We start from the raw sequence: 12,393 nt of genomic DNA on the forward strand, positions 1-12,393 counted from the left end.
TTACCCCAACACCACGTTGGCGGCGCTCTCCGGCAGATCCTCGCCGAAGGCGCGCTGGTAGAATTCGGCGACCACCGAACGCTCCAGCTCGTCGCATTTGTTGAGGAAGGTGAGCCGGAACGCCATGCCGATGTCGCCGAAGATCTCGGCGTTCTCGGCCCAGGTGATGACCGTGCGCGGGCTCATCACCGTCGACAGGTCGCCATTGATGAAGGCCGAGCGCGTCATGTCGGCTACGCGCACCATCTTGTTGACAATCTCTTTGCCCTTGCTGTCGCGATAGTGCTTGGCCTTGGCCAGCACGATCGACACCTCGTTGTCGTGCGGCAGGTAGTTGAGCGTTGTGACGATCGACCAGCGGTCCATCTGCGCCTGGTTGATCTGCTGCGTGCCGTGATAGAGGCCGGTGGTGTCGCCGAGACCCACCGTGTTGGCGGTGGCGAACAGCCGGAAGGCCGGATGCGGGCGTATGACGCGGCTCTGGTCGAGCAGCGTCAGCCGGCCCGACGATTCCAGCACGCGCTGGATGACGAACATCACGTCCGGGCGTCCGGCATCGTACTCGTCGAAGCAGAGCGCGACGTTGTGCTGATAGGCCCAGGGCAGGATGCCGTCGCGAAATTCCGTGACCTGCAGGCCTTCCTTGACGACGATGGCGTCCTTGCCGACGAGATCGATGCGGCTGACATGGCTGTCGAGATTGACACGCACGCAGGGCCAGTTCAGGCGCGCGGCGACCTGCTCGATATGGGTGGACTTGCCGGTGCCGTGATAGCCAGACACCATGACGCGGCGGTTGTAGGCGAAGCCGGCGAGGATCGCCAAGGTCGTTGCCTTGTCGAACAGATAGTCTGGGTCGATGTCGGGCACGTGCTCGGTCGCCGCCGAATAGGCCGGAACCACCATCTTGGAGTCGAAGCCGAATTTCTCCTTCACCGGCACCGTCGTATCGGGCAGGTTGGCGATGTCGCGATCGACTTTGTTCATCTCTATCAACGTCTCCACGGGCGAAACGCCGCGTTTCGCCGGCAATCGTTTTGTTCGGGGGCGGTCTTAGAGCCTTTTCCAACCTTATGAAAGTTGGAAAACGACATGGACCGTAGGGTCGCTCAGCACAATCCTGCTTGCTTGAGCACGCGATAGGCCTGCAGCACATCGCGGAACCGGTCTTCCGAACCTCTGTCGCCGCCATTCGCATCCGGATGGTGGCGCTTTACGAGTTCCTTATAGCGTGCCTTGATATCCTTGCCAGTCGCCTTTGTATCAAGGCCAAGCGTTTCCAGCGCCTTGGCCTCAAGCGGCTTTGCCTTGCGCTCGCGCACTTCGCGCGTTCCGCCGCCGAACAGATTGAAGGGATCGCGCATGCGGTTGTAGTAGCCTGCACGCCCGGAGCGCTGCTGCGCGAAGTCTGGCGCCGAACGCATGCCGCCGCCATTGGCGCCCATGCGCCAGGTTGGCCGGTGTCCGGTCAGCGCCTCTTTCTGGAAGCGGGCGATCTCGCTGTCCGACACGCCCGAGAAGTAGTTGAAGCTCTTGTTGTATTCGCGCACATGCTCAAAGCAGAAGCGGAAATACTCGCCCTCCTTCAGGCGCCCGACCGGCGCGCGATGCGTACCGGCCTCGCTGCAACCGTCCCACTGGCAGATCGGCGCGCGCGACTTCAGCTCCGCGTCCTTTTCCGGCCGGATGCGAATTTTCTCGAAATATTTGGGATACGGTTTCATCCTTACCCATTTATGGGCTGTTCGCTACCGCGAAACAAGAATTGACATTTCGCCGATGATCGCCCTAACCGCTGAATCGCGGCCTAAAGCGGTCGAAAGCACAGATTTTGCGGCGGTACCGCAGATGTGGTGAAGGGAAGCCCCGATGTCCATACAGTCGACGATGGAAAACAAGCTGAAGGCGGCATTTTCGCCGGAAAGGCTCACTGTCATCAACGAAAGCCATCTTCACGCCGGCCATCACCACGTCGAGCACGGCCACGAGGCCGTCTTCGACGGCACCGGCGAGACCCATTTCCGCGTCCGTATCGTCTCGCAGAATTTTGCCGGGATGAACCGCATCGAGCGCCACCGCGCCATCAATCGCCTCCTTGCCGACGAATTGAAGGCCGGCGTGCACGCGCTGGCGATTGAGCCTGCAGCACCTGGTGAGAAGACACGCTGGTAAGCTCGGCGGGCCGGGGGCCGCTCAGATCACCGCTTCGATGAGGAACGGCCCCGGACGCGACAGCGCGCTGTCGAGCAGCGCGTCGAAGCGCTCGCATGTGTCGGCGCGGGCTGCTTCCACCCCCATGCCGGCTGCCAGCGAAACCCAGTCCAGAGCCGGCTGATCAAGGTCGAGCATTCGCCTAGCATTCTCGCCGATCGCGTTCACCCCGACATTGCGCATCTCGCCGTGCAGGATGGCGTAGGTCCGGTTGGAAAAGACGATCGTCACCACGTCGAGCTTTTCCCGCGACTGGGTCCATAATCCCTGCACCGTGTACATGCCGCTGCCGTCCGCCTCCAGATTCAGCACCTTGCGGCCAGGACAGGCGATGGCCGCGCCAGTCGCCATTGGAATGCCGCCGCCGATCGATCCGCCTGTGCCCATCATGTAATCGTGCGGGGCGGCAAAGGCCGAGAGCGCAAAATAGCGCCGCGCCGAGGTGACGGCCTCGTCGCAGACGATCGCATTCTCCGGCAGCTTCCGGGCTACCGAAAGTGCAACCGCGTCGTCCGTCAGCTTGCCGCGCGGGGCCGGCTCATTGGGAAAGGCCGTGGCGACGGGCACCGGCTGCGACGGTTTGATGCCCAGTTCGTCGCGAAGCGCAGCGAGTGCCGCCTTCAAATTCTCGCCATGCTCGGCCAACGACATCACTTCACAGTCTTCGCTCACAAGCCGGCCCGGCTTTCCCGGATAGGCAAAGAACGCCACCGGTTCCCTGGCTCCGACGAGGATCAGGAGATCGATGTCGGCAAGGAGGGTGCGCGCGGCGTCGATCGGATATGGAACGCGGGTAGGCGCAACGCGGCCCCGGCCGCGCTGCATCCGGGCGATCAGAACGTCGCTGAACAGCCGGACATCCGAAACCGCCGATATCTGTCCGGCGATTTCCAAGGCATCCTCACGCGCGGCCGGCCCACGCAGGATCATGCCGACGCGACCGGGCGCGACGCGAATGGCTCCGGCAATCTTGCGCACGATAGCTGCATCGACCGAAGGCGGCGCCGCAAGCTCTACCTTGGCCGACAGGAGCGGACTGGCCTCTCCCCACGCCGCATCCGCCGGCAGGATCAGCGTAGCGATGCCGGGAGGCGTCAGCGAAGCGCGAAAAGCCGCCTGCGCGGCCGGCGCGACGTCGGCCGGACCGGCGATGCGGCGGACCCAGTTCGACATCGGCGCGGCGAGACCTTCAATGTCGCTGGTGAGCGGCGCGTCGAGCGGCAGGTGATAGGAGGCATGGTCGCCGACGATGTTGATCATCGGCACGCGGGCGCGCCGGGCATTGTGGATGTTGGCCAGGCCATTGGCCAATCCGGGGCCGGTGTGGAGCAGCGTCGCGGCCGGGCGGTCGGTCATCCTGGCGTAGCCGTCGGCGGCACCCGTCACCACACCCTCGGCAAGACCGAGCACGCAGCGCATCTCCGGCTTGCGGTCGAGCGCGGCGACGAAGTGCATTTCCGAGGTACCGGGATTGGCAAAGCAGACATTCACGCCATTCGCCAGCAGCACATCGCAAAGCACATCGGCGCCATTCATCGCGTTCCCTCTCGTCCGATTGTCCCCGGACAATTGAGCCGACAAGTGTTCATGCCGCAATGTCCGGTCAACGACTTTGACGTGATCCAGTTTCAGGAGTGCCGGCGCGTTCAGGCGACCCTCGCCTTCAGGAAAGCCATGACGGCGGCAGTCAGCGCATCGCCGTTCTCCCCGAAGCGGTGGTTGAATCGCCATATGCCAATAGGCGCCGCCGTCGAATAGGGCGACTTTGGTTCCCCTGCCCGTAGCCGGGCCGCGCGATCGTGGGCCGCGGTTGCATGGGCCGGCGCGCTCCGCCGCCCGGGGAAGCACCATGGAACATTTGCCTGATCTGGCGGTTTGATGCAGGCCCGGCCCTGGCCTCGTCCTTGCTGGGCGGATTGCTAGTCGGACCGAAGGACCGATGCCCTCGGCCGACGCTTCCGAACGGTGACCACCAATGAGGAAGACGTATCGACCTGCATCCGCGCCGCCCAATCGGCGCACAAGCCGTTCGGAACCTCTGCGCCTGTTTCCGGCAATTGCGCTGGCGCTATTCCTTTCGGCTCCGGCGGCTGCCCATCAGGCGCCCACGGGCTGGCAGTATGACAGCTCATGCTGCTCGGGAATGGACTGCTACCAAGCACCCGCGGCCGACGTGAAGGAAACGAAATATGGGTACCAGCTCTCCACCGGAGAGCTCATTCCCTACTCCGATCGTCGGATCAGGCGTTCGCGTGACGAGTTCTTTCACGAGTGTAAGCCCGGAGGCGACGCGAATTCTCAGCATTCCTTCTGCCTCTACGTTCCCGACCACGACATGTGAGTGGAAAACCTAAGATTTTCCTTGAAGCTCTCCCGGCCATCACCACCTAATCATCATGGGTGAGCATTCCGTCCGCATCGGGTGCTGTGAGTCGTCAATGCCCGATTGCAGGCGCTCTCTCTCATATGAGGGAACCACAATGCTTTCCGGCAGTTGAATACGAGACGAGCCGACTGGCCGACTGGCAACCAGAGCGGCTCTGAGGGCAGAATATCATGCGAGAGAACCAATCCGACGTCTTCGATCTGTTTTCGGAGATATATTCCAACGCGGCCCAGGAAGAGATGAGCCTCCAGCAGTATCTGCTTGGCTGCCGCGAAGACAAATCCATGTATGCCTCGGCGCCCGAACGAATGGTCGAGGCCATCGGCGAGCCCAATCTGGTCGACACCAGCAAGGATGAGCGGCTCGGGCGCATCTTCTCGAACCGGACCATCAAGGTGTACCCCTCCTTCTCCGATTTCTACGGAATGGAGGATACGATCGAGCGCATCGCCGGATATTTCCGTTATGCCTCGCAGGGTCTCGAGGAGCGCAAGCAGATCCTTTACCTGCTCGGGCCGGTCGGCGGCGGCAAGTCCTCGCTTGCCGAACGGCTGAAGAAGCTTATGGAACAGCGCCCGATCTACACGCTGAAGGTCGGCAACCAGATCAGCCCTATATTCGAATCGCCGCTTGGCCTTTTCCATCCCGATCGGATGGGCGATCTGCTGGAAGACAAATACGGGATAGCCCGCCGCCGCCTGAATGGGCTCATCTCGCCTTGGGCGGCCAAACGGCTCGACGAACTGTCCGGCGACATTTCCAAATTCAGCGTGGTCAAGCTGTCGCCATCGCGTCTGCGTCAGATCGCCATCGCCAAGACTGAGCCCGGCGACGAGAACAACCAGGATGTCTCGGCTCTGGTCGGCAAGGTCGACATCAGGCAGTTGGAACATTTCAGCCAATCCGATCCGGATGCCTACTCCTACAGCGGCGGCTTGAACCGGACGACGCAGGGCCTGCTCGAGTTCGTCGAGATGTTCAAGGCGCCAATCAAGGTCCTGCACCCGTTGCTGACGGCAACCCAGGAAGGCAGCTACAACGGCACCGAGAATTTCGGCTCCTTCCCCTATCAGGGCATCGTCGTTGCCCATTCCAACGAATCGGAATGGCAGCAATTCAAGAACAACAAGAACAATGAGGCCTTCCTCGACCGCATCCTCGTGGTCAAGGTTCCGTACTGCCTTCGCATCACCGAAGAGAGGCAGATTTACGAGAAACTTCTGCGCGAGAGCGATCTGGCGAACAGTCCCTGCGCGCCAGAAGTGCTGGACATCCTCAGCCGTTTCACCGTCTCGACCCGGCTTGCCGAGCACGAGAACTCGCCGCTCTACACCAAGATGCGCGCCTATGACGGCGAGAACCTCAAGGAGATCGACCCGAAGGCGAAGTCGGTCCAGGAATATCGCGATGCCGCCGGCGTCGACGAAGGCATGACCGGGGTCAGCACGCGCTTCGCCTTCAAGATTCTGTCGCAGACTTTCAACTACGACACCAAGGAGGTCGCAGCCGATCCCGTGCACTTGATGTACATCCTCGAGGAGGCGATCAAACGCGAGCAATTCCCGAAGGAAACCGAAGCCGCGTACCTCGAGTTCATCAAATCGGAACTTGCAGCGCGCTACGCCGAGTTCATCGGCCACGAGATCCAGAAGGCTTACCTGGAATCGTACAGCGAGTACGGCCAGAACCTTTTCGACCGCTACATCGCCTATGCCGATGCCTGGATCGAGGATCAGGACTACAAGGATCCCGATACCGGCCAGATCCTCAATCGCGAGGTCCTGGACAAGGAATTGTCGCAGGTTGAAAAGCCGGCCGGCATCGCCAATCCCAAGGATTTCCGCAACGAGGTGGTCAAGTTCACCTTGCGCGCCCGGGCGCGCAACCATGGCCGCAATCCGTCCTGGACGAGCTATGAAAAGCTTCGCGAAGTGATCGAGAAGCGCATGTTCGGTCAGGTCGAGGATTTGTTGCCGGTGATCAGCTTCGGCTCCAAGCAGGACAGCGTCACCGAGAAGCGGCACAACGAATTCGTGCAGCGGATGGTGGAGCGCGGCTACACTCAGCGGCAGGTGCGCCGGCTGGTCGACTGGTACATGCGCGTGAACAAGGCTGGCTGAGCAAAGCCCGAAGGGTTCGCATGCCGATCTTCATCGACCGCCGCCTGAATCCGAAGGACAAGAGCCTGAGCAATCGCCAGCGCTTCCTCAAGCGCGCCCGGGAAGAGCTCAAGCGCAGCATCCGCGACCATGTCCGGACAGGCCGCATCGCCGACGTCGACCGCGAGCATGCCGTGCCGATGCCCCGCAAAGGCACCAGCGAACCGACCTTCAGCGACGCCAGGGATAGTGGGCAGCGCCAGCACATACTGCCCGGCAACAAATCGTTCAGTCCCGGTGATCTGATACCCAAGCCTGGCGGCGGCGGCACTGGCTCTTCGGCGCCGGGAACCAAGCAATCCGAGGACGACTTTCGCTTCGTGCTGTCGCGCGAGGAAGTGCTCGACCTCTTCTTCGAAGATCTCGAACTGCCCGATCTGGTCAAGCTCAATCTCAAGCAGATACTGAGCTTCAAGCCAAGACGGGCGGGCTTCACGGCAAGCGGGGCGCCGACCAACGTCAATGTCGGACGCACCATGCGAAACAGCCACGGCCGCCGCATCGCGCTCAGGCGTCCCAAGCAGGCGGAGCTGGACGCCATCTCAACGCAGATCGCCGAGTTGGAAGCGAAGCCGCCAACCGAGGCAACGCGCGAACGCATCGCTGCTCTGCGCGAGGAAGTTGATCGGCTTGAACGCCGGCGCAGGCGGATCGCCTATGTCGATCCGGTCGACATTCGGTTCAACCGCTTCGACCCCCAACCGGTGCCGAATGCCAGCGCCGTCATGTTTTGCCTGATGGACGTGTCGGGATCGATGGGAGAGCGCGAGAAGGATCTGGCCAAACGGTTTTTCGTGCTGCTGCATCTGTTCCTGACGCGGCGCTACGAAAGGACGGACATCGTTTTCATCCGCCACACCCATGAGGCCAAGGAGGTGGATGAGCACACCTTCTTCTACCACACCGAGAGCGGCGGTACCGTCGTCTCGACGGCGCTCGAGGAAATGCACCGCATCATAGAGCAGCGCTATCCGGTCGCGGAATGGAATATCTATGCCGCTCAGGCTTCCGACGGCGACAACTTCGCCACCGATTCCGAGCGCTGCATAGAACTCCTCGACCGCAAGCTCATGCGTCTGTGCCAGTATTTCGCCTATGTGGAAATCATCGACGAACGCGAAAGCCACATTTTCGGCTCCACCGAGAACGGAACGTCGCTCTGGCGCGCCTACAACGCGGTCGACGGAAAGTGGCCGAATTTCCAGATGAGGCGCATCGCGGCTCCCGCCGATATCTATCCGGTTTTTCGCGAGCTCTTCGCAAGGCAGCCTAGTCTGCGCAAGAGCGCGTGAGAACGCGGGCGGATGGGACATAGGCCGATGGTCAATCAGGCGCGCAAATCCGAACTGTTATTTTCCGGGTCGGACTGGGATTTTGCGAAACTGTCTCGGGTCTACGACGAGATCGAGGCGATCGGGATCGAAGAGCTTCACCTCGACATCTATCCGGTGCAGATGGAGGTGATTTCCTCCGAGCAGATGCTCGACGCCTATTCCTCGGTCGGCATGCCGCTGATGTATCGGCATTGGTCGTTCGGCAAGCATTTCCTCTACAACGAGCTTCTCTACCGCAAGGGCGCGCGCGGTCTGGCCTATGAACTGGTCATCAACTCCAACCCTTGCATCGTCTACCTCATGGAAGAAAACACCATGGCCTTGCAGGCCCTGGTGACCGCCCATGCCGCGCTTGGCCACAACCATTTCTTCAAAAACAATCATCTCTTCCGGCAATGGACGGACGCCGGAGGCATCCTGAGCTATCTGGACTTCGCCAAGGGCTACATCGCCCGATGCGAGGAACGGCACGGACTGCAGGCCGTCGAGGCGGTGCTCGATGCCGCCCACGCGCTGATGGAGCAAGGCGTGTTCCGCTACCATCGGCCGCCGAAGCTGTCGTCGGAACAGCAGCGCGAAGGCCTTCGCGAGCGCCTCGAATATGAGGAGCGTTCCTACAATGATCTGTGGCGCACACTGCCGACCGCGCAGGACAAGAACAAGCCGGAGGCAGGAGATGAAAGCTTGGCCGAGCGGAAGAAATCGCTCAATCTGCCCGAGGAGAACCTGCTCTACTTCCTCGAGAAGAACAGCCTGGTGCTTGAGCCCTGGCAGCGCGAGATCATCAGGATCGTACGGGTGATTGCGCAATATTTTTACCCGCAGCGGCAAACCCAGGTGATGAACGAAGGCTGCGCCACCTTTGTGCACTACACGCTGATGAACATGCTTTTCGATCGCGGCCGCATCAGCGAAGGCGCCATGCTCGAGATCTTGCGAAACCATTCGAACGTGGTTTTTCAGCCGGCCTATGACGACCCGCGTTATTCCGGCATCAATCCCTATGCGCTGGGCCTCGGCATGATGCAGGACATCCAGCGCATCTCGACCGAGCCGACCGCAGAGGACCGCGATTGGTTTCCGGACATCGCCGGCCGTGGCGACTGGCGCGACACCTTGCTCGATGCCTGGGCCAACCACCGTGACGAATCCTTCATCCGCCAGTATCTGAGCCCCGCTTTGATCCGGAAATGGCGGCTCTTCGTGCTGGCCGACGGCGCCGACGAGCCGCATTACGAGGTCGCCTCGATCCATAATGAGCGCGGCTACAGCAAGATACGGTCCGCGCTGGCCCGAAGCTACGATGTGGGGGCGAGCCGGCCCGACATCCAGGTGGTCGACGTGGATCTTCTGGGAGACCGGCATTTGCGGCTGCAGCACAAGGTCAAGGACGGCATCCAGCTAGAGGACGAAAGCCGCGACGCGACCTTGCGCCACATCCGGAGCCTTTGGGGTTATGACGTCAGCCTGGCGGCAATGGATGCCGAAACCGGCGCCGTGCTCAGCGAGCGCTCGACCAAGGAACTTTGAGCACCGGAGACGCAGGAAGCCGCCCTTTGCAGGCCGGTCTCACCTGAAGATCGGCACACCCTAACCTTCGCCGGCGGGCCGGATCCTCAACCTTGCTATGCGGTTCTTGTCGCGCTTCATCACCACGAAACGCTTGCCGTGGAAGGTGAAGGCCTGCTTCTCATCTGGGATCGTCTGCGTCTCGTGGATGACCAGGCCGGCGATCGTCGTCGCCTCCTCGTCCGGCAGATCCCAGTCGAGCGCCCGATTGAGGTCGCGAATCGCCACCGTGCCGTCGACGACGACCGAGCCGTCGGCCTCCTGCTTGACGCCTTGCACGTCGACATCGTGCTCGTCCGCGATCTCGCCGACGATCTCCTCGATGATGTCTTCCAGCGTCACCAGCCCTTCCATCTCGCCATACTCGTCGACGACGATGGCGAAATGCGCCTTGCGCCGCAGGAAGGCGTTGAGCTGATCCTGCAAGGTGGTGGTGTCGGGCACGAACCATGGCTTCGAGGCGATCTTTGTCACGTCGATCTTGGAAAAGTCGTTGCCCACCTCGTTGAGCGCCCGCAGCAGATCCTTGGCATGCAGCACGCCGACGATGTTGTCGAGCGAGCCTTTCCAGAGCGGCATGCGGGTATGCGGGCTCTGCAGAATCTCGCGCACCACCATTTCCGGCGGATCGTCGGCGTTGACCGAGCGCATGTTGGTGCGGTGGACCATCACGTCCGAAACCTCGAGCTCCTCGAGTTCGAAAAGCGCGCCCAGCCGGTTGCGATCCTCGCGCGCCTGCCCGCTGCGGCGGGTCTCGTCGCCGTTCTCGTCCGGCTCATCCTGCTCGGGCTCCGTCGGTTCGATCGGCCGCAGACTGTAGCCGAGCGCCGCGAAGAGCCGCGTGCGCAAGAGAAACGCCAGCACGATCACGGCGGCAAGGACGGCTGCGGCGATCCAGCCGAAGTCGATCATCCGGGATGGCTCGCCTTGAGGAAGGACAGCACTTCGGAGGGCGGCACGTCCTTGGCGATAAAGGCCTGGCCGACGCCGCGCGTTAGGATGAAGGTAAGCGCGCCGCGCGACACCTTCTTGTCCTGGGTGATGAAGCCAAGCAGCGTCTCGGCATCCGGCAGTTGGCCCGCTATGTCGGCCATCCGCCAGGGCAGGCCGACGGCGCGAAGATGCGCCTCGACACGCTCCGCGTCGTCCGGGCTCGCCAGATTGAGGCGCGCCGAGAAGCGGTGCGCCAGCGCCATGCCGATCGCGACCCCCTCCCCATGGACGAGACGGGCACCGTCATAATTCGTGGCGGCTTCGAGCGCATGGCCGAATGTGTGGCCGAGATTGAGCAGCGCGCGGTCGCCGGTCTCGAACTCGTCGCGGGCGACCACATCGGCCTTGGCGCGGCAAGCCTCGGCGATGGCTTCGGTCCGCTCCGGGCCGCCGGCGAACACCTTTTGCCAGTTCTCCTCCAGCCAGGCGAAGAAGCCGGGACGGTCGATTAGCCCGTATTTGGCGAGTTCGGCATAGCCGGCGCGGAATTCGCGGATCGGCAAAGTGTCGAGCACACCGGTGTCGGCAAGCACCAGTTTTGGCTGGTTGAAGACCCCGACCAGGTTCTTGCCGCGCGCGCTGTTGATGCCCGTCTTGCCGCCGACGGAAGAATCGACCTGCGCCAGCAGCGATGTCGGCACCTGCACGAAGTTCATCCCGCGCCGCACGATGCCGGCGGCGAAGCCGGCAAGATCGCCGATGACGCCGCCGCCAAGTGCCACGACGACATCGCGCCGTTCGAGCTTGGCGGCGAGCACGCCGTCGACGACCTCTTCGAGGTGGGTGAAGCTCTTGGTCTTTTCACCGGCCGGCAGGGTGATGACGGCGGCCTCGATGCCGCCTTTTTCCAGGCCGGCCTGCAGCGTTTCGAGATGCGCTGCGGCGACGTTCTCGTCGGTGACGATGGCCGCACGCGTGCCGGGAAGGCGGCCTGCGATTTCGGTTCCTGAGCCGGAAAGCAGGCCGGGCCCGATAAGTATGTCATAGGCACGGTCGCCGAGTCCGACCTCGACCTTCACCGGTTCGCTATGGCTCAAGGCTCCACCTCGTCGTCACTGGTGGCGATTGGCGCGATCCCAAGGTAAGCGCAAAGCGCGCATACCACCTCGCTGGCGATGACTTCCTTGCGGTCGTCGCGGGTCGAAACCGTGAGGTCGGCGGTGGCATAGACCGGGTAGCGCTCGCCCATCAGCTTCTCCAGCACGCCGCGCGGATCCGGATTCTTCAACAGCGGCCGGTTCTGCTTCTTCGAAACCCGCTCCATCAGGAGATCGAGATCGGCCTTCAGCCAGACCGAGACGCCATGCGCATCGATCGCCTCGCGCGTCTGCGCGTTCATGAAGGCGCCGCCGCCGGTCGAAAGCACCTGCGGGCCGTTTTCGAGCAGACGCAAGATGACCCGCTGCTCCAGCGCCCGGAACTCAGGTTCGCCGTAACGCTCGAACAGCTCCGGCACGGTCATGCGCGATACGCTCTCGATCTCCTGGTCGCTGTCGATGAAGGGCAGGGAAAGCATTGTCGCCACCTTGCGGCCGATTGCGGTCTTGCCGGCGCCCATCAGGCCGACGAAGACGATCGAGCGGCTGCCGAGCCGCTCGAGCAGCGCGACACGGCCTTCGTCCGGCGGATTTGCTGGCAGCGCGTTCATGCGGAACCCTCTTTGCGCCGTATCGACATCAAAAGCCCGTTTGCGTCAAGCAGGCCGCCGCAGGCGGGCCAGATCGCCCCTCTTCCGTCGAGA

General features: G+C 62.4%; 10 protein-coding genes. 4 read left to right on the forward strand and 6 right to left on the reverse strand.

What is annotated here, in order from left to right; all coding sequences use genetic code 11:
* Both cobS and P9254_RS09420 read right to left on the reverse strand, forming a co-directional pair.
* A complete protein-coding gene (cobS, locus tag P9254_RS09415) occupies nt 1-987 on the reverse strand; it encodes a cobaltochelatase subunit CobS (protein ID WP_066990333.1) in 987 nt (328 codons plus the stop codon).
* A 122-nt stretch (nt 988-1,109) separates the two neighbouring features.
* On the reverse strand, nt 1,110-1,724 hold the full coding sequence (locus P9254_RS09420; protein ID WP_066990335.1) for a J domain-containing protein: 615 nt from the start codon (nt 1,722-1,724) through the stop codon (nt 1,110-1,112).
* A gap of 145 nt (nt 1,725-1,869) precedes the next feature.
* Here P9254_RS09420 and P9254_RS09425 point away from each other — a divergent pair, with 145 nt between their 5' ends.
* Nucleotides 1,870-2,172, forward strand: coding sequence for a BolA family protein (locus tag P9254_RS09425; RefSeq protein ID WP_278053312.1), 303 nt, complete (start codon nt 1,870-1,872; stop codon nt 2,170-2,172).
* Between the two features lie 21 nt (nt 2,173-2,193).
* On the opposite strand, the gene P9254_RS09430 is transcribed toward P9254_RS09425, so the two are convergent.
* On the reverse strand, nt 2,194-3,747 hold the full coding sequence (locus P9254_RS09430) for an acetolactate synthase large subunit (RefSeq protein ID WP_278053313.1): 1,554 nt from the start codon (nt 3,745-3,747) through the stop codon (nt 2,194-2,196).
* Between the two features lie 1,020 nt (nt 3,748-4,767).
* On the opposite strand from P9254_RS09430, the gene P9254_RS09435 reads away from it, so the two are divergent.
* Genes P9254_RS09435 through P9254_RS09445 form a run of 3 tightly spaced genes read left to right on the forward strand, consistent with a single transcriptional unit; the run spans nt 4,768 to nt 9,620 of the window.
* Nucleotides 4,768-6,717 carry a PrkA family serine protein kinase gene (locus tag P9254_RS09435; RefSeq protein ID WP_066990342.1) on the forward strand — a complete coding sequence of 650 codons (1,950 nt, stop codon included), beginning with the start codon at nt 4,768-4,770 and terminating at the stop codon, nt 6,715-6,717.
* A 20-nt stretch (nt 6,718-6,737) separates the two neighbouring features.
* Complete coding sequence (locus P9254_RS09440; RefSeq protein ID WP_278053315.1) at nt 6,738-8,048, forward strand: YeaH/YhbH family protein; 1,311 nt, start codon at nt 6,738-6,740, stop codon at nt 8,046-8,048.
* A 27-nt stretch (nt 8,049-8,075) separates the two neighbouring features.
* Complete coding sequence (locus tag P9254_RS09445) at nt 8,076-9,620, forward strand: SpoVR family protein (RefSeq protein WP_095824001.1); 1,545 nt, start codon at nt 8,076-8,078, stop codon at nt 9,618-9,620.
* A gap of 60 nt (nt 9,621-9,680) precedes the next feature.
* On the opposite strand, the gene P9254_RS09450 is transcribed toward P9254_RS09445, so the two are convergent.
* The 3 genes from P9254_RS09450 to P9254_RS09460 are packed head-to-tail and all read right to left on the reverse strand — an operon-like array spanning nt 9,681 to nt 12,300.
* Entirely contained in the window at nt 9,681-10,571 is an 891-nt protein-coding gene (locus P9254_RS09450; RefSeq protein WP_278053317.1) for an HlyC/CorC family transporter, read from the reverse strand.
* Nucleotides 10,568-11,689 (reverse strand): 3-dehydroquinate synthase, encoded by a 1,122-nt coding sequence (gene aroB / locus P9254_RS09455; protein ID WP_067319186.1) that lies wholly within the window; start codon nt 11,687-11,689, stop codon nt 10,568-10,570. Before aroB ends, P9254_RS09450 begins: the two co-directional genes overlap by 4 nt.
* A complete protein-coding gene (locus P9254_RS09460; RefSeq protein WP_127217381.1) occupies nt 11,686-12,300 on the reverse strand; it encodes a shikimate kinase in 615 nt (204 codons plus the stop codon). Before P9254_RS09460 ends, aroB begins: the two co-directional genes overlap by 4 nt.
* Between the last annotated feature and the right edge of the window lie 93 nt (nt 12,301-12,393).

The sequence above is a fragment of the Mesorhizobium sp. WSM4983 genome (genome assembly GCF_029625765.1).
Lineage (GTDB): Bacteria > Pseudomonadota > Alphaproteobacteria > Rhizobiales > Rhizobiaceae > Mesorhizobium.

What these genes read in the sequence shown, in the direction of transcription:
- cobS (WP_066990333.1), bottom strand. Translation starts at nt 987, where the DNA reads ATGAACAAAGTCGATCGCGACATCGCCAACCTGCCCGATACGACGGTG.
- P9254_RS09420 (WP_066990335.1), bottom strand. Translation starts at nt 1,724, where the DNA reads ATGAAACCGTATCCCAAATATTTCGAGAAAATTCGCATCCGGCCGGAA.
- P9254_RS09425 (WP_278053312.1), top strand. Translation starts at nt 1,870, where the DNA reads ATGTCCATACAGTCGACGATGGAAAACAAGCTGAAGGCGGCATTTTCG.
- P9254_RS09430 (WP_278053313.1), bottom strand. Translation starts at nt 3,747, where the DNA reads ATGAATGGCGCCGATGTGCTTTGCGATGTGCTGCTGGCGAATGGCGTG.
- P9254_RS09435 (WP_066990342.1), top strand. Translation starts at nt 4,768, where the DNA reads ATGCGAGAGAACCAATCCGACGTCTTCGATCTGTTTTCGGAGATATAT.
- P9254_RS09440 (WP_278053315.1), top strand. Translation starts at nt 6,738, where the DNA reads ATGCCGATCTTCATCGACCGCCGCCTGAATCCGAAGGACAAGAGCCTG.
- P9254_RS09445 (WP_095824001.1), top strand. Translation starts at nt 8,076, where the DNA reads ATGGTCAATCAGGCGCGCAAATCCGAACTGTTATTTTCCGGGTCGGAC.
- P9254_RS09450 (WP_278053317.1), bottom strand. Translation starts at nt 10,571, where the DNA reads ATGATCGACTTCGGCTGGATCGCCGCAGCCGTCCTTGCCGCCGTGATC.
- P9254_RS09460 (WP_127217381.1), bottom strand. Translation starts at nt 12,300, where the DNA reads ATGAACGCGCTGCCAGCAAATCCGCCGGACGAAGGCCGTGTCGCGCTG.